The 17075-nt window shown below is 65.0% G+C and carries 13 protein-coding genes and 2 pseudogenes; 3 read left to right on the top strand and 12 right to left on the bottom strand.

The window, feature by feature from the left end; all coding sequences use genetic code 11:
- The 10 genes and pseudogenes from ccrA to ASC77_RS20580 all read right to left on the bottom strand — a co-directional run bounded on the left by ccrA (position 1) and on the right by ASC77_RS20580 (position 12068).
- A pseudogene (gene ccrA / locus ASC77_RS20625) lies at positions 1-1300 on the bottom strand (crotonyl-CoA carboxylase/reductase).
- Between the two features lie 35 nt (positions 1301-1335).
- Positions 1336-1831: pseudogene (locus ASC77_RS20620) on the bottom strand (MaoC family dehydratase); the annotation flags it as partial.
- 216 nt (positions 1832-2047) lie between these two features.
- Positions 2048-3253 (bottom strand): acyl-CoA dehydrogenase family protein, encoded by a 1206-nt coding sequence (locus tag ASC77_RS20615; RefSeq protein ID WP_056157307.1) that lies wholly within the window; start codon positions 3251-3253, stop codon positions 2048-2050.
- Between the two features lie 284 nt (positions 3254-3537).
- Positions 3538-4251 carry an ABC transporter ATP-binding protein gene (locus ASC77_RS20610; RefSeq protein WP_162249842.1) on the bottom strand — a complete coding sequence of 238 codons (714 nt, stop codon included), beginning with the start codon at positions 4249-4251 and terminating at the stop codon, positions 3538-3540.
- Between the two features lie 11 nt (positions 4252-4262).
- Entirely contained in the window at positions 4263-6158 is a 1896-nt protein-coding gene (locus ASC77_RS20605) for a branched-chain amino acid ABC transporter ATP-binding protein/permease (RefSeq protein ID WP_056157304.1), read from the bottom strand.
- On the bottom strand, positions 6155-7048 hold the full coding sequence (locus tag ASC77_RS20600) for a branched-chain amino acid ABC transporter permease (RefSeq protein ID WP_056157302.1): 894 nt from the start codon (positions 7046-7048) through the stop codon (positions 6155-6157). Before ASC77_RS20600 ends, ASC77_RS20605 begins: the two co-directional genes overlap by 4 nt.
- Before the next feature lie 128 nt (positions 7049-7176).
- On the bottom strand, positions 7177-8424 hold the full coding sequence (locus tag ASC77_RS20595; protein WP_056157300.1) for an ABC transporter substrate-binding protein: 1248 nt from the start codon (positions 8422-8424) through the stop codon (positions 7177-7179).
- Positions 8425-8693: 269 nt separating this feature from the next.
- The gene (locus tag ASC77_RS20590; RefSeq protein ID WP_056157298.1) at positions 8694-9875 is read right to left on the bottom strand and encodes a CaiB/BaiF CoA transferase family protein; all 1182 of its coding nucleotides are present in this window, start codon (positions 9873-9875) and stop codon (positions 8694-8696) included.
- Positions 9876-9927: 52 nt separating this feature from the next.
- Positions 9928-10770: an oxidoreductase gene (locus ASC77_RS20585; RefSeq protein ID WP_235547850.1), complete on the bottom strand. Its 843-nt coding sequence runs from the start codon at positions 10768-10770 to the stop codon at positions 9928-9930.
- Positions 10771-10850: 80 nt separating this feature from the next.
- Positions 10851-12068 (bottom strand): CaiB/BaiF CoA transferase family protein, encoded by a 1218-nt coding sequence (locus tag ASC77_RS20580; protein WP_082575114.1) that lies wholly within the window; start codon positions 12066-12068, stop codon positions 10851-10853.
- A 382-nt stretch (positions 12069-12450) separates the two neighbouring features.
- On the opposite strand from ASC77_RS20580, the gene ASC77_RS20575 reads away from it, so the two are divergent.
- Together ASC77_RS20575 and ASC77_RS20570 are read left to right on the top strand one after the other, a co-directional pair.
- A complete protein-coding gene (locus ASC77_RS20575) occupies positions 12451-13641 on the top strand; it encodes an acetyl-CoA C-acetyltransferase (protein WP_056157294.1) in 1191 nt (396 codons plus the stop codon).
- Positions 13642-13672: 31 nt separating this feature from the next.
- A complete protein-coding gene (locus ASC77_RS20570) occupies positions 13673-14437 on the top strand; it encodes an enoyl-CoA hydratase-related protein (protein WP_200945073.1) in 765 nt (254 codons plus the stop codon).
- Between the two features lie 2 nt (positions 14438-14439).
- On the opposite strand, the gene ASC77_RS20565 is transcribed toward ASC77_RS20570, so the two are convergent.
- Positions 14440-15684 carry an MFS transporter gene (locus tag ASC77_RS20565; RefSeq protein WP_056157290.1) on the bottom strand — a complete coding sequence of 415 codons (1245 nt, stop codon included), beginning with the start codon at positions 15682-15684 and terminating at the stop codon, positions 14440-14442.
- Between the two features lie 167 nt (positions 15685-15851).
- Between ASC77_RS20565 and ASC77_RS20560 the strand changes: the two genes are divergently transcribed.
- On the top strand, positions 15852-16610 hold the full coding sequence (locus tag ASC77_RS20560) for a TetR/AcrR family transcriptional regulator (protein ID WP_056793501.1): 759 nt from the start codon (positions 15852-15854) through the stop codon (positions 16608-16610).
- A gap of 183 nt (positions 16611-16793) precedes the next feature.
- Here ASC77_RS20560 and ASC77_RS20555 read toward each other — a convergent pair.
- The coding region (locus tag ASC77_RS20555; RefSeq protein WP_056157286.1) for an AMP-binding enzyme at positions 16794-17075 on the bottom strand (282 nt) is incomplete at its 5' end.

Raw genomic sequence — 17075 nt, 5'->3', positions numbered from 1 at the left:
TCAGACGCCGCGGAAGCGGTTGATCGCGTCGAGGTGGGTGGCGCGCATCTCGTGGTCGCGGACGCCGAGGCCCTCCTCGGGGGCGAGGCAGAGGACGCCGACCTTGCCCTGGTGCTTGTTGTGGTGCACGTCGAGCGCGGCCTGGCCGACCTCGTCGAGGGAGTAGGTGCGCGAGAGGGTCCCACGACTCGCGGTAGTTGGCGAAGTGCGAGGAGATGATCCGCTTGAGGTTCATCCACAGGTAGCGGTTGTCGTACTCGTGCATGTAGCCGCTGGTCGAGGCACAGGTGGTGATGGTGCCGCCCTTGCGGGTGACGTAGACCGAGGCGCCGAAGGTCTCGCGGCCGGGGTGCTCGAAGACGATGTCGATGTCCTCGCCGCCGGTCAGCTCACGGATCTTGGCGCCGAAGCGCTTCCACTCCTTGGGGTCCTGGGTCTGCGGGTCCTTCCAGAACCGGTAGCCCTCCTCGGAGCGGTTGATGATCATCTCCGCGCCCATCGACCGCGCGATCGCGGCCTTCTCCTCGTTGGAGACCACGCAGACCGGGTTGGCGCCGCCGTTGAGGGCGTACTGCGTCGCGAAGCCGCCCAGGCCGCCCGAGGCGCCCCAGATCAGGACGTTGTCGCCCTGCTTCATGTCGCCGCCGTTCTTGGAGACCAGCTGGCGGTACGCCGTGCAGTTCACCAGCCCCGGGGACGCCGCCTCCTCCCAGGTGAGGTGGTCGGGCTTGGGCATCAGCTGGTTGGACTTGACCAGGGCGATGTGGGCCAGGCCGCCGAAGTTGGTCTCGAAGCCCCAGATCCGCTGCTCGGGGTCGAGCATCGTGTCGTTGTGCCCGTCGGGCGACTCCAGCTCCACGCTCAGGCAGTGGGCGACCACCTCGGCACCGGGCTGCCACTTCGTGACACCGGGGCCGGTGGCGAGCACGACGCCCGCGAGGTCGGAGCCGACCACGTGGTAGGGCAGGTCGTGGCGCTTCGCGAGCGGGGACAGGCGCCCGTAGCGCTCCAGGAACCCGAACGTCGAGACCGGCTCGAAGATCGAGGTCCACACGGTGTTGTAGTTGATGGCCGAGGCCATCACCGCGACGTAGGCCTCACCGGGGCCGAGCTCGGGCAGCGCCACGTCCTCGACGTGGAGGGACTGGCGCGGGTCCTTCTCCTTGGTGGGGACGTCGGCGAACATCTCGGCCTCGTCCTTGTGCACCGTCACGGCGCGGTAGGACTCGGGAAGCTCGAGAGCGGCGAAGTCGGCGGACGACGTGTCGCCCGCCATGATCGCGTCGAGGATGTGCTGCACGGTCGGCTCCTACAAATGATTGGGGAATCGGAGGATCAGCGGGGCGCCGAGCCTGGCCAGTTCCTGTCGGGTCGTGGGACCGGGCGGCCTGGCTGCTCACCGCCACGGGCCGCTAGGTAGGACTGCTTCGGGACCATCACCAGTCGGCGGAAGGTGCACACGATCGTGCCGTCCTGGTTGTAGCCGATGGTCTCGACATGCACGACGCCACGGTCGTCCTTGCTGGTGGACTCCCACTTGTCGAGCACGGTGGTCTCGCCGTACAGCGTGTCGCCGTGGAAGGTCGGCGCGACGTGGCGCAGGGACTCGACCTCGAGGTTGGCGATCGCCTTGCCCGAGATGTCGGCGACGCTCATGCCGAGCAGGATCGAGTAGACGTAGTTGCCGACCACGACGTTCTTGCCGAACTGCGTTGTCTCCTCGGCGTAGTTCACGTCGAGGTGCAACGGGTGGTGGTTCATCGTGAGCAGGCAGAACAGGTGGTCGTCGTACTCGGTCACCGTCTTGCCGGGCCAGTGCTTGTAGGTCGCGNGTGCAACGGGTGGTGGTTCATCGTGAGCAGGCAGAACAGGTGGTCGTCGTACTCGGTCACCGTCTTGCCGGGCCAGTGCTTGTAGGTCGCGCCGACCTCAAACTCCTCAAAGCTGCGTCCGAACTGCAAGAACCCTCCTGTGGTGGATCCGAGCGAGCGCGACGACGGAGAGGTTCGGAGGCAAGCCGCGCCCGCCCGGGACTATGGGTTGACGATCAGCCGGCCTTGTACTCCTTGAGGAGCGCCCGGCCGATGATCATCTTCTGGATGTCGGAGGTGCCCTCACCGATCAGCATGAACGCGGCCTCACGGTAGAGGCGCTCGATCTCGTACTCCTTGGAGTAGCCGTAGCCGCCGTGGATCCGGAAGGAGTCCTGGACGACCTCGTTGCAGTACTCCGAAGCGACCATCTTCGCCATGCCGGCCTCGACGTCGTTGCGCTCCCCGGCGTCCTTCTTCCGCGCCGCGCGGACCATCATCGAGTGCGCGGTCTCGACCTTGGTCGCCATCTCCGCGAGCCGGAACAGGATCGCCTGGTGCTCCGCGATCGGCTTGCCGAACGTCTCCCGCTGCTGGGCGTACGCCGCGCCGAGCTCGAAGGCCCGGTTCGCGATCCCGACCGCGCGGGCGGCGACGTTGACGCGGCCGACCTCGACGCCGTCCATCATCTGGTAGAAGCCCTTGCCCGGCTCGCCGCCCAGGATCTGGTCCGCGGAGATCTGGTGGCCCTCGAACACCATCTCGGTGGTGTCGATGCCCTTGTAGCCCATCTTGTCGATCTTGCCGGGCACCGTGACGCCCTGGGCGGTCTCCCCGAAGCCGGGCTCCTTCTCGACCAGGAACGTCGTCATGTTCTTGTAGACGCTGTCGTTGCCCTCGTCGGTCTTCACCAGCACCGCGACCAGGTTCGAGCTGCCGCCGTTGGTCAGCCACATCTTCTGGCCGGTGATCGAGTAGCCGTCGGTCCCGTCGTCCAGTGAGGTCTTGGTGGCCTTGGTCTTGATCGCCGACACGTCCGAGCCCAGCGAGGGCTCCGACATCGAGAACGCGCCCCGGACCTCACCGGTCGCCATCCTCGGCAGGTACTTCCGCTTCTGCTCCTCGGTGCCGTGCCGCATCAGCATGTAGGCCACGATGAAGTGGGTGTTGATGACACCCGAGACGCTCATCCAGCCCCGCGCGATCTCCTCCACGCACAGCGCGTAGGTCAGCAGCGACTCCCCCAGCCCGTCGTACTCCTCGGGGATCATCAGCCCGAAGATCCCGAGCTCCTTGAGCCCCTCGACGATCTCGGTCGGGTACTCGTCGGCGTGCTCCAGCTCGGTCGCGACCGGCAGGATCTGCTTCTCGACGAAGCTGCGGACGGCCTTGATGATCTCGGCCTGGTCCTCGCTGAGGCCATCGGTCTCGCACAAACGCATCTACCAACGTCCTTTCTCGGATGTTCGGCGGATCGGTCGAGGGCGAGGCACCGGCGGATGACTCCGGACGATCAGGTCGCACTTCGAGCACCGGTCGCCGGTCACGCTCTCGAAGGGCTGTCCCCAGAACTTGAACCAACTCAGTGCCGACTCGCCACAAAGCGTCAGGGTGGTGCCCATCACCTTGGCGTGGATTTCAGCGGTCGGGTCCTGGACCAATTCTCCTGACATCAGGCGCGTTCGGGCGAACCGCGCGGTAGCGAAGGGCTCTGCGTGCATCGAGATCACACGAGTCCCAGTTCGTTGGAGCCGAAGAAGGCCTCACGGATCGAGTCCCTCGAAGCGATGATCTCGCTACCGCCGACCCGGACGATCCGTCCGCCTTGAAGGACATAGGTCCGCTCGCAGATGCCCGAGAGCCACGCCAGGTTCTGCTCGGCGATCAGCCACGAGACCCCGCTTGCCTTCGTGCTCTCGATCGCCTCTCCCAACTTCTCGACGATGCTCGGCGCGAGGCCAATGGTCGGCTCGTCGAGCAACGCCACCACCGGCCGCCGAACCAGGATCCGGGAAATGGCCAGGATCTGCTGCTGGCCCCCGCTCAGCGTTCCGGCCAGGGCCTGGCACTTCTGCTCCATCGCCGGGAAGAGCGCGAAGACCTCCGCCTCGAGCTCGTCGTAGTCCGCCCTGATGCCTGCCAGACGAGCACTCATCCGAAGGTTGTCCCTGACGGTCAGGTGCCCGAAGACGTTTCGGCCCTCGGGTGCCCATCCCAGGCCGGACCTGAGTCGCTTCGCCGACGGGAGACGCGTCAGATCCTCGCCTGCAGCGGCCACGGAGCCGCGACCTGACTTCACGTCGCCGACGATGGCACCCAGCAAGGTAGATTTGCCCGCACCGTTGGGGCCGAGCACGACGCCGATCTCACCCGCGCTGAGATCGAGACCGACGTCCCAGAGCACCTGGAGCGACCCGTAGCCCGCGTCGAGTGAGCGCACCTCAAGAGCGTTCATACCGACTCCCCCTCCGCAGGTGCGGACTCGTGACTGGTAGACCCGAGGTATGCGTCGATGACAGCGGGGTTCCTCAGGACCTCGTCCGGCGTGCCGTCAGCGATGATGCGGCCCTCGTGAAGCGCGACGATCCGGTCGACCGCCGGCGCGAGCACCGGGATCAGGTGGTCGACTATCGCGACACACGCCCCTTGGTCGGCAGCGGCGCGCGCCACTGCCAAGACCACGCCGTGCTCGTCTTCCGTGAGTCCGGCCAGGGGCTCGTCGAGGAGGAGGACTCTGTTGCCCTGAATCGCCGCCTTGGCCACCTCAGTCAAGCGCCGGGCAAAGAACTGCGAGTCGTCACCGCGCCGGTCCGCTCCGTTCGGGATTGCCATCCGTTCCAGCACGGCGGTTGCATCGGCCTCGCGGACGCCACGCATTCCGAGCATCAGATTCTCGACCAGCGACAGAGACTTGAAGAGGCGCGGACTCTGAAACGAGCGACCGTATCCGTGCGCCGCTCGCCGGCTCGCGGACACTTGGCGCACCGAAGTCCCGTCGAGCTCGACATCCCCCGCCGAGGATCGTTCGATGCCGCTGAGGATGTTGCACAGCGTGCTCTTGCCGGCTCCGTTCGGTCCGACGATCCCGACGATCTCCCCAGGACGCACCCGGAAGCTGACGCCCTCAAGCACGCGGAGGCGACCAAAAGACTTGTGGACGTCGGCGATAACAAGGCCCGACCCGATGTCCTGCCCGGGTTCCGCCCACGCGAGTGACGCGATCACGTCCACCGGGGACTCGATCGACGACTCGTCATCCGGCGCGCTCGTGGCGGACCGTCGAGCACGCCAACGGCGGGGCAGCCGGAGAAGAGCTGTCGCGAGCTCTACCCCACCGAGTCGCGGCAGTACCAGGCGCACGATCAGGATCGCCACACCGAACTGCACGAGCTGCGCGTAGAGCGAGATCGTGGGGCTGCTGGCCAACTCTTCAGCAACCGTCTGCAACCCGAAGATGATCACCCAGCCGAGGAGCGGGCCGAGCGCCGTGCCGGGACCCCCGATGAAGACGGCGAGGGTCGCGAGGATGAGCAAGCTGATGTCGAGCGACGACTGTGGGATGGAGTAGCCGGAGTAGTACGCCTGGTAGGCGCCACCGAGGCCGAAGACCAGGGCCGAGCCCATGTACGCGGGGATCCGCTGGAGCTGGATACGCACACCGGCGACCTCTGCGGCAACGGCGTCGTCCCTGATCGCGCGCCAGTTCCGGCCCGGTCGCGTGTTGGCAACCAGAACGTTTACGAACATCACAGCGCCGGCAAGTAGTGCGAGGAGGATGAAGAGTGTCTCCTCGCTCATGGACGGGATGCTGATGGCGATCAGCCCTTCCGACCCGCCCAGCGTGTCCGAGCTCTGGACGAGAGCGGCAACGATCTCGCTCAGGACCAAGGTGAAGATCGCCAGGGTGAGACCGGAGACGCCCGAGACCTTGATCAGGACGGACATTGCCGCCCCGGCGAGCATGGTCCCGACCACGAGTGCCGGTAGGAACACCGCCAACGACACCGAGTTGTTGACGGCGAGGACGGTGGCGTAGGAGCCGATCGCCCAGAAGATCATGTGTCCGAAGGAGAACTCGCCGAGGTAACCGCCTACGAGGTTCCATCCGTAACACATGATCAGCAGCAGCAAGCCGTTGGTGAACGTCGGAAGACTGAAGGCACCGGCGCCACCGCCGATCGCCATGACGAGGACGAACGCCGTGGAGATCGTCCAGCCTCGCTCTAGCGATAGAAAGCTCCAGCTCGTCCACCGGCCCCGGTCGGCGCCGGGACCTTTGGACGAACTCGGCGAGATCCCCTCGCCGACGTCAACCGCGACAGCGTCCGAGGTGCTGACCGTGTTCATCGAGCGCTCCCGACCTGCGCGGAGCGGAACCCGGGCAGTGCCATCACGCCCGTTCTGAGCAGCCCCAGGACCCGCCCACCGACCAGCGCGACGAGGAACGTGCACATCGTCAGTGCCGCGGCGGTGTAGCCGTCGAGGCTGTAGCTGAACGCCGCCTGCACCATGCCGTAGACCAGACCGAGGACGAGGCACCCAAGGAGGTGGGTCCGGGCCACCTGGCTGACCAGGAACATCACCGTCAGGAGCTGCAGACCGAGGGTCGGCTCGACCGGTTGAGTCGCCATCATCATGCCGCCCGCGAGGCCCGCCAACACGCCGGAGATCACGAAGACACCCGCGTAGATGCGATCGACCGGAACTCCGATCGATCGAGCACCGAGGGGATAGCGGCTCGCGACGTACGCCAGCTTCCCGAGCATCGTGTAGCGGGAGACAACGAAAAGACCGAGCGATACGACGACGGCCAGGACGATGGCGGCCAGCTGCGCGCTGGTGAGGAACCCACCGAACAGGCTGATCGACGCGTAGTGCAGTCCGATCGACTGGACGTCGGCAGAGAAGAGGAGCTGGTAGACGACAGTGAGTGCACTGAAAAGAAGCAGGGTGAAGACGAGCTGCGATGCGTGGCCCTCTTGAGCCCGAGCCGCACGGATCAACAGGGCGTAGATCGGATAGCACACGGCACCGATCCCCACGGCCGCTATCAGGGTCGCGATCGCAAGTGGCACGCCGTCTCGCACCAGCTCGAGGGTGATGTACATGCCGCCCACCACGAACGCGCCGTGGGCGACGTTCACGATGTCGGCGACCTCTTGACAGAGAGAGAAGCCAATGGAGATGAGCACGTAGAGGGCGCCAACGGCGGCTCCCGAAAGCAGTGCCTGCGTCATGCCGGTTGCTCCTCGATCTGGGGGATGGTGCGTCGGGACCGCATGCCGGCCACCTTTCGCTCAGCGCGCTGGACGAGGTCGGCGGGGACGCCTATCGGCTCGGAGGCCGGCATCGCCGCCGACCAAGCTCACTGGATCTTCGAGTAGGGCACGAGGTCGGCGGTCGCGAGCTCGTCCGGGTAGACATATGCCAGCTTGCCGCCCGCGAGAATCTGGACGACAGGTGACAGCACGGCGAGGTTGTTGCCATTCTCGTCGAAGTCGACCCCTCCCGGTGTCATGTAGAACGGGAAGGTCGAGCCGGCTGGATCATCGAACTTCACGTCCGTCCTGAGCGCCGCTGCCACCTTTTCGGGATCCGTGCTCTTGGCTGCGGCCACCGCGTCGAGCGCCAGGCTGACGGCCGACGCGCCCGACGCGCCCGAGCTCTGGTCCATCGCCAGGCCGGTCTTCTCGGTGAACGCCTTCGAGAGCGCGTTGGACTCCGGCGTGAAGTAGTCCGAGGTCGTGTCCTTGTAGTACGCCAGGCCGGTCCAGCCCAAGGCGTCGTCACCGACGGCCTTGGTGAAGGCGTCTTGATAGATGGGCGCGCCCGCGAAGAAGAAGCCGTCACGAGGCCGCCAGGACTGGGCGCCGACGGCCTGGGCGAAAAGGATCGAGTCGTTCGGGTACTGGTTGCCCGTAATGAGGTCGACGTTCGCTGCCTCGAACTTGGCAAGGATCGGGGCAAAGTCCTTGACCTGACTCGGGTCGTACTCGACGACTGTCACGTTCAGGCCGAGCGCCTTGATGCCCTCCTCAAGGATTGGGCGCTGTGCCGGGCCAGGAGGCTGGTTGAGGATCAGAATTCCGACGTTCTTGAGATCGGGGTAGGTCCCCCCGTCTATGAGGCTCTTAATGTATGTGACGGCCTGGTCCGTGACGGCGGTGATGGACGGCAGGGTCCGGAAGATGTACTCCGAATCCTCAGTGATCGTCGGGTCCACGGCGCTAGTAACGGCGGGGATCTTGAGGCTCTCAAGGAGCGGCTTTGAGGCGATGACCTCCGCCGACGGCCCCGGCCCGAGAAACGCAGTGACTCCGTCACGTGCCATCTCGCGGATGATCTTCGTGGTGGTCGCTGGGTCGCTCTTCGTGTCCTCGACGATCAGCTTGACCTTCTTGCCGCCGAGTTCCTTGACGCCGCCGTCCGCGTTGATCTGATCGACGGTCATCTGCGCTGCGTCCGCCTGGGGCTTGCCGTACGCTGCGCTGGCGCCGGTCAGTGCCGCTGGGAATCCGAGCACGATCTCGTCGCTGTCCGATGCATTCGAACCGTTGTTGCCGCAGGCTGCCAGGGCGCCGGCGGCAAGCGCACCAGCCACGATCAGCCCCACTTGCTTCGGGGAACGCATTCTCATCGAGATCGACTCGCTCTCTGTGTGAACCTGAGTGACTGACGCCGCCTTGGCGAACAGTTGACTCGTGTCACACTTTGGATTGGCGTCTAAACTTGGTTGGGAATCTAGTAACCGACGCCACACTCGTCAAGAGGCAGTGAGAAGTCGGTCGCTCAGGGTGGCGCATCGATCCCTGCGGCTCAGCGCTTAGAGCACAGGAACGTTTGGCCCGATCCACGACATCGGGGGCGGACTGTGGAGTTGCCTCAGACGCCGTCGGAACGGACAGCAACGACGCCCTGCGCGACGAGCTGGGCGATCCGCTCGTCGTCGATCCCTGACTGCTCGAGGACCTCAACGCTGTGCTGCCCCAGCTGCGGGGCCACCAGGCGAATCGGCGTCGGCGCACCGTCCATCCAGAGCGGTCCGCGAGCGATCGGAATCGTCCCGAGCACCGGATGCTCGACCTGCTGAACGATCTGTAGGGCCTCGACCTGTGGCTCGCCGAACGCCTGAGCAATGTCGTTAATCGGCCCGCACGGCACACTGGCCTCCTTCAGCTCAGCCAACCACTCACTCGAGCTTCGCATCACCAGACGGCTCTCAAGCTCGCGCCGCAGGTCGTCCTTGTGGCCACGCCGGATCTGGGAGTCCTCGAAGCGAGGATCGAGCACGAGCTCGGGTCTGCCGACGACTGCGCAGAGGGCCCCGAACTGCGCCGCCGTCCCGGCTGCAAGGTTGATCGGCGAGTCTGCGGTACGGAATACGCCATAGGGGACGACGACCGGATGATCGTTGCCGACACCGTCCGGCACCTCCGACAAAGACAGGTAGCGCTGTCCCTGGAACGTCAGAACCCCGATCACGCTCTCGAGCAATGACGTATGCACCGTTTGTGACTGGCGCCTGCCGACAAGGGCCGCGCAGATTCCTAACGCCGCGAACATGCCTGACAGGTTGTCGGCGAGAGGAATCCCGGACCTCAACGGACCCGTCTCAGGGGAGCCTGTAATCGACATCAGACCTCCCATTCCCTGAGCGACCTGATCGAAGCAGGCCTCACCCGAGCGAGGACCGACGTGACCAAACCCGCTGATAGACGCAACGATCACGTGTGGATGCAGCTCCGCTAAGGACTTGGAGTCGAGATCCAGTTTCGCCATAACTCCAGGGCGGAAGTTCTCGACGAGAACATCGAAGCCGCCAACCATTTCCCGCAGTAGCGCACGACCCTGCTCAGACCAGATGTCGAGAGCGAGCGACCTCTTGTTGCGGTTGGCCGCGATGAAGTACAGGCTCTCGGACCCTTGGTACGGTCCCCACTTGCGGCAGAGTTCACCCTGAGGCGACTCGACCTTAACGACGTCAGCGCCGAGGTCGCCGAGCAATGCAGTACAGAACGGGCCGGACAGCGCTCGCGTGAGATCGAGGACGCGAATGCCCGTCAAAGGTAGACGTTGCTCCTCAGTCGCGTAAGTCACCTCGGCCGCCGCGCGGCCGTCACGACTCGAAGTCCGTCGACGCGCTCACGCTCTCCCACTCGGCGATCTCTGCCAGCTGGCCCTCAACCTCGCTCCGGATCGAAGCGATCGCATCCGTGCCAAGAAGGAGCCGGAACGGAACGCGCTCCCCCTCAATCAGGTTGACCAACGCCCGCGCGGCTCGCTCGGGGTCACCTGGCTGCGTGCCGTGCGTCGAATCGTTTTCCTTGCGGCGCACGCCGGCGGTGGCAGCATAGTCCCCGATAGGCTCCGCCGACTGGTGCAGCGATCGCCCGGCGAAGTCCGTCCGGAAGCCTCCCGGCTCGATGACGACGACGCGGATGCCGAGCGGGCCTACCTCCTTAGCCAACGCGTCAGACAACCCCTCCAAGGCGAACTTGGTTGCGGAGTAGTATCCCGAGCCCGGATTAGCCCGGCGACCACCGATCGAGGAAACGTTCAAGATGGTGCCACTGCGCCTTGCCCGCATCTGGGGAAGCACGGCCTTGATGAGATTGAGCGGTCCGAAGAGGTTGGTTGCGAACAGCTCGTCAATGTCGCCCTGCGGCGCCTCTTCCACTGCAGCGCGATAACCGTGGCCGGCGTTATTCACAAGGACGTCGACACCACCAAACGTCTCATTGGCCAAGCCGACGGCGGCGACGATCTCGTCCCCGTCACGCACGTCGACCTGGGCGGCGCGGGCTCGCTGCGGATATCGCTCGACGAGTTCGGCGACCGAACTCAAGGTCCGCACCGTCATGACGACGTTGTCCCCGTTTTCGAGGACCGCTTCGGCCAAAGCCCGCCCGAGTCCGCTGGAGCATCCCGTGATCAGCCACGTCGACACAGTGAGGGTCACCTCTTCATCGAATAAATTTGTACTGTCGTCTGTAGTTGGACTGACATCCAGTAGGAACGTAGTCACGCTTCAGACGGCCGTCAAGGTCGCTCGATCTTCAGGTCGTCTCGAACTTCGTCGCCATGTTGCCCAATCCATTCAGCGGGCGAACGGAGACCGACTGCTCGCTCGCGATGAGCCGCAGCGAGCGACTCGAGGTCGAGCGACGGCAGGTCGGATCGGCTTATGACCGACACCGGAACCGATGGAACCGAGAGCCGCTCACCTCGGTACGACATCGGCATCATCGTTCCGCTGCTCGCCGCCTGGTCGCTCGCGCACGCCTCACCGACCGTGAGTAGCGGAGACGCCGGCACGTCGACTCTCGACAGGAGAGTGACCACCTCGTCGCTCGTCATCTCGAGGATGCGCTCGCGGATAACAGCACGCTCCTCGGGGGCACGCGGTCCACGGCCATCACACGTTCCACTGCTCCAGTCGCCCCGATCCCGCATCTCCGCAGGCAGTCCGAGCGCGTCACAAAAACGCTCCCAGAAGTGCCGCTCAATGGGACAAACCACGACGTGTCGGCCGTCCGCCGTCTCATACACACCGTTGCGAGGTCCGGCATCCCGGTGCTCAGGCATACCGGTCCCGACGAGCGACAGGCTCAATGCGTCGCGCCACATCCACGAGACCGCCGCCTCCCAGACCGAGACATGCACAAACTGACTTCCGAGGCCACGCTCGCGTCGATACAGCGCCGCGAAGATGCCACTCGCGGCGGACATGCCTGCGGTATTCGTGCCGACGGTGCGGAAGCCGACCACAGGGTCGACGCGTTCACCCCGCCCCTCGACCTGGATCGACCCCGCCATCGCGTCGATGTTCAGGCCGTGAGCGCCGAGTTGAGACCACGGTCCACCCAGGCCGTAGCCGGTGATCTGGCAGTACACGACGTTGTCGTTGATGCTCAGCACCGACTGGTAGTCGATGCCGAGTTCGGCGGCCCGAGCGGGTCGATTGCCGACGATCACGACGTCGGCCCAACCCACAAGGTTTTTGACCACTGCCTCCCATTCTGTGGACCGCGGGTCGACCGCGATGCTCCTGACGCCCACGTTCAGGTAAAGATGGAGGATCCCCTCACCGTTGAAGGTTTGATCGCCACTGCGAAGGCCATCTCCATACCGCGGGTGCTCGACTTTGATCACGTCTGCGCCAAGGTGGGCCAGCCAGCGACTTGCCGTTGGGCCGGGAACATGGGTCGAGAAGTCGACGACGCGAGGTCGACCGCGATCTGGCGACGAGTCGCTCATCCCGCATCGCTCGCCACCGCGAACCGTCGACCTAGAGGCTGCGAGCTGGTGACCTGGTCCACACAGTTCTCACACGCACGAGGACCGTCGACCCGGAACGGAGCCCAGTACTTGAACCAGCTCACAGTGCCCAAGCCGCACGCCGAACGAGTCGTCCCGATCCGCTTAGCGTGCACGCGGAGCACGGCGGGAATGACCTCGTCATCTGCCACCGTGCCGGACGGGAAGGGCGCCGCCGCAAACCACAGCTCGGCATGTCCCATTAGGCCGCCCACTCTCTCGATTCCTCGCCGCACAATCCACGGGGAGTAGACTGGAGTCTATACTCGGACTGTTGTTCAGATCGACTGACTGCAGTCACGATGTCAACCTGGAGGTACGTATGCCCGGTCCCACGTCCGTCATCGTCGGTGGGGCTCGGACGCCGATCGGCCGACTGCTGGGCGCACTCAGCTCCGTTCCAGCGACCGAGCTCGGCGGCATCGCCATCAAGGGCGCTCTGAATCGAGTCGGCATCAGCGGCGACACCATCGACTACGTGGTCATGGGCCAGGTCCTCCAGACCGGCGCCGGCCAGAACCCGGCGCGAACCGCCGGCCTGCTCGCAGGAATCCCCGGCACTGTCCCCTCGGTCACGATCAACAAAGTCTGCCTGTCCGGCATCAACGCAGTCGCGATCGCCGACCAGCTCATCCGTTCCGGAGAGGCCGAGATCGTCGTCGCTGGAGGTATGGAGTCCATGTCCCGGGCGCCCCACTACCTGCCAGGGAGTCGTACTGGTTACAAGTTCGGCACGGTCGACCTCGTCGATTCGATGGCCCACGACGGCCTCTGGGACCAAGCGACCCGCCAACCGATGGGCGCGCTCGCAGAGACCTACCTGACCGGCCATGGCGTCACCAGGTCCGACATGGACGAGTTCGCGGCCCGCTCCCACCGACTCGCAGCAGAGGCCCAGACGAACGGGGTATTCGACGATGAGATTGTTCCGGTCCCGATCAGCACACGGTCTGGAGCAACCATAGACGTCCTTCGGGACGAGGGCGTGAGGCCCGACACCACGACCGAGACCCTGGGCCGGCTGAAACCGGCATTCGCTGCGGACGGCAGGATCACCCCCGGCTCCGCCTCGCCGATCTCGGACGGCGCTGCCGCGATGGTGATCATGTCGCGAGAGAAGGCCGAGAGTCTCGACCTTGCTTGGCTCGCCGAGATCGTGGCGCAGAGCACCGTCGCCGGACCGGACAGCAGCCTGCAGCTCCAGCCTGCGAACGCGACACGCAAGGCGCTCGCCAAGGCAGGCTTGACGGTAGACGACCTTGACGTCGTCGAGATCAACGAGGCTTTCGCGGCCGTCGGGATCGAGACCGCACGAGACCTCGGTCTGTCCGAAGACAGGGTGAACGTCAACGGCGGCGCCATCGCCATCGGCCACCCGCTCGGAATGTCGGGAGCGCGCATCGTGCTCCATCTCGCACTCGAGCTGCGCAGACGAGGTAGTGGCATCGGTGCGGCGGCACTGTGCGGAGGCGGCGGGCAGGGTGACGCTGTCGTCCTGAGGGTGCCGCGGTGATCTCGATGCCCGCTACGTCGGAATCACTGACGTGAACCATCTGAGACTCGGCTCCGATGACCGCGTCGCAACCGTGACGATGGATCGAGCACCGGTCAACGCGGTGGACCAAGCCATGTATTTGGAGCTCGTCGAGGTCTTCTCGAATGTCCGCCACCACCTGCCGGATGCCGACGTCATCATCCTCATCGGCGCCGGCAACACATTCTGCGGCGGCAACGACCTCCACGAGTTCATGACGATGACGCCGGAGAACGTGACAGCGAGGATGGCACTGGTCCACGCGGCCTTCCGATCGATCTACGAGTGCGAGATCCCTGTCATCGCGGCTGTTGACGGTGTAGCTGCGGGGACCGGTGTTGCGTTGGCGGCGTCGGCCGACCTCGTCGTCGCGACCGATCGAGCCCGCTTCGCGCTGCCGGAAATCTCGGTGGGTGCGATGGGCGGAGCAAAGCACCTCTCGAGACTCGTGCCCCAAGGCGTCGTCCGTCGGATGTTCTATACCGCCGAACGCGTCCCGGCATCCGAGCTCGCCAGGTACGGTGGAATTGCGTCGGTCGTGCCAGCCGAGGAGCTCGTGACCACAGCGACAGCCCTGGCACGCTCCGTTGCTCGGCACAGCCCCGTGGCGATCCGGATCGCCAAGAAGAGCCTCACCGAGATCGAATATCTCGATCTCCAGAGCGGATACGCCCGCGAACAGCGCTACACAGGCGAACTGAGCGGGTACGCAGACGCGAAGGAGGCGGTACGCGCGTTCTTCGAGAGGCGCGAACCGCGCTACACCGGCATGTAGGACTAGAGCGCTGGGGCCTCCGCGACGATCCGCGACGGACCTCGCTGTCTCAGGTAGTTGCTGCAGCCGACGAGTACGCCAACCGAGCAGCCCACCGCACTCGCTGCAAGCGCCCACCGCGGGCCGGCGTGCTGCCCGATATAACCGAAGATCGGCGCTCCCAGAGGCACTGCTCCCAGGAGTGCCATCATGTAGATCGACGTCACCCGCCCTCGCATCGCGGGGTCGGCGCGGATCTGCACTGTGACGTTCGCGCTCGTAGCGAATGTGTAGAGAGTCAGCCCGACAAGGGGAACCATGGCCGCATAAACGGGGTACGTCGGCGCTAAAGCGGAGAGCATCTGCACTCCGGCGAAAAGAGACGCAGCGATTACCAAGCGCCTCAGACGGGGTTGGGGGCGACGCGCAGTAAGCACTGGTCCCGCCAACGACCCGATCGCCATCAAGGTCCCGAGGATGCCGAATTCGCGCGCCCCCTTGCCGAACTCGTCGGTCGCCATGAGGGCGCTCAAGATCGTGAAGTTCATGCCAAACATGCCGACGAAGAACGAAAGGGTCAGGACGAGCTGCAGATCTGGCCGCCTCTGCAGGTAGCGCACTCCCTGCCCGACGGCACCGCGACTGTGAGCTCGGGCGGGAAGCTTGTTGAGCAGCCTCGTGTCGAGGAGCACCAAGGATCCAATAGAAGCGCCGTATGTCGCAGCATTCGCCAAGATGACCCAGCCCGTGGCCGAGGCACCGGAGCCGAGAGCGGCGATCAGTAGTCCGGCGACGCCAGGACCGATCAATCGGCTGGCATGGAAAGACGCCGAGTTCAAAGCGACCGCGTTGGTCATCTGATGTCTGTCGACCAGCTCGGAGACGAAGGAGAGCCGAGCCGGGGTCTCGACCGCACGCCCAATACCGAACAGGAGGTTGAGCATCAGCACCTGCCACAACCCGGCCATGCCGGTCACCGCCAACACTCCGAGGATGGCTGAGAACGTCGCCATGACCGCTTGACTGCCCACGATCACGGTCCGCTTCGGCAGGCTGTCCGCCAGGGCACCCGCCCATGGAGACAGGACTAGGGTCGGCAGCATTTGGAGCGCGATCGCCGCCCCGAGTCCGGATCCGCCACCACCCACCTGAAGCACGAGCCACGACATCGCAGTGCTCTGCATCCAAGTGCCGACGTTCGAGATGAACCCACCGACGGCGTAGATCCGGAAGTTGCGATTACCGAGAGCGCTGAGGATCGGGGTCATGACATACCCGCACGAGATGAAACTGAGTGCTCGTCATCTCGCAACGTCGTCGTAACTCCAGTCGATTAGACATGCATCCATATTTAGATCTCAGTCTATGAAGGACGCCGGTCGGGGTCAAACCCCAAGGCTGCACAAGACGGTAGAGACGAAGGGAGGGACTCGTCGTGACGGGATCTCTGTTGGAGCGCAGGGAACCAGCTCGCCTCTCGCGGCGTCGCGCACGGACGGAGCAGCAACGCGCTCAGATCTATGCCGCGGCCCTCGAGATGTTCGCGAGGGCGGGCTTTGCTGGGACGACCGTCGACAGCATCGCGGTTGCGGCGCACGTTTCCCGCTCGACGGTTTTCAACCACTTCCCACACAAACAGGACCTATTGACGGAGTGGGCCAGCCAGTGTGGGCACCGTATGAAGAACGTCGTAACCATTCGGCGAAGCGTGATGTGCACCGTCGAGGACGCCCTACGCGACTACACGGCCGAACTCGCCCGACTCTGCGTCGATCAGTCCGAGACAGCGACTGCAGTCATCAGCGCGATGGAGCACCCAGCACGTTCGTTGGCATGGAGTTGGATCCGTCCCGACATCACCGAAATCGTCTCGCACAGCCGCCACCCCGGCGCACTCACGCACTCGACCGCTGAGCAGCTGAGCCTTCTCCTCTCGACCGCCTACGCCGCCACACTGGTGCGCTGGGCGACCGAGCCAGACGACCTCAATCTCGAGACGGCACTGAGAGCCAACGTCCAATTGCTCATCCGCGGCCTCCTGCCTACGTCACCTTCGATTCCCACCTGGACCAGTAGTTCCTCAGCCGGGAGCAGCGTCGGCCACCTCGCTCCGACCAGAGGTGCCGGAACGCAAGCGCTCCGCGTGGTCGACGGCCTGGTCGATGAGCTCGGCGACATGGTCGTCGACCAATGAGTGGACGATATGGCGTCCGTGCCGCTCGCTGTCAACTATGCCCATCGTCCGCAGCAGAGCCCACGAGCACGCCCTCGTCGTGGGGTCACCACACAATTCCCTGCCGTTTCTCCGCGTACCCATGCGTCAGCGCAATTGGGGCACACTCTCGCTAGTGCCACCGGCAATGTCCCCGCCGCCCAATCAGTCCTCCGAGCCGCCTGAGCTCTGCTTGGAGGCGATCAGGTCCATCACCGAGGAGTCGGCGAGGGTGGTGACGTCGCCGACCTCGCGGTTCTCGGCCACGTCGCGCAACAGGCGGCGCATGATCTTGCCGGAGCGGGTCTTCGGGAGCTCCGGGACGATCATGATCTGGCGTGGCTTGGCGATCGCGCCGATCTCCTTGCGGACGTGGTTGCGCAGCTCTTCGACGATGTCCTCGCCGCCGTCGCCGGCCTCCTCGCGCAGGATCACGAACGCGCAGAC

Source organism: Nocardioides sp. Root1257, assembly GCF_001425175.1.
GTDB lineage: Bacteria > Actinomycetota > Actinomycetes > Propionibacteriales > Nocardioidaceae > Nocardioides.
The sequence above is the reverse complement of the archived record's forward strand: the minus strand, read 5'-3'. Positions and strand labels throughout refer to the sequence as shown.

Excerpts from the sequence above, each read along its gene's own strand:
- ASC77_RS20575 (WP_056157294.1), top strand. The coding sequence starts at position 12,451 with ATGCCCGGTCCCACGTCCGTCATCGTCGGTGGGGCTCGGACGCCGATC.
- ASC77_RS20580 (WP_082575114.1), bottom strand. The coding sequence starts at position 12,068 with ATGAGCGACTCGTCGCCAGATCGCGGTCGACCTCGCGTCGTCGACTTC.
- ASC77_RS20615 (WP_056157307.1), bottom strand. The coding sequence starts at position 3,253 with ATGCGTTTGTGCGAGACCGATGGCCTCAGCGAGGACCAGGCCGAGATC.
- ASC77_RS20565 (WP_056157290.1), bottom strand. The coding sequence starts at position 15,684 with ATGACCCCGATCCTCAGCGCTCTCGGTAATCGCAACTTCCGGATCTAC.
- ASC77_RS20605 (WP_056157304.1), bottom strand. The coding sequence starts at position 6,158 with ATGAACACGGTCAGCACCTCGGACGCTGTCGCGGTTGACGTCGGCGAG.
- ASC77_RS20600 (WP_056157302.1), bottom strand. The coding sequence starts at position 7,048 with ATGACGCAGGCACTGCTTTCGGGAGCCGCCGTTGGCGCCCTCTACGTG.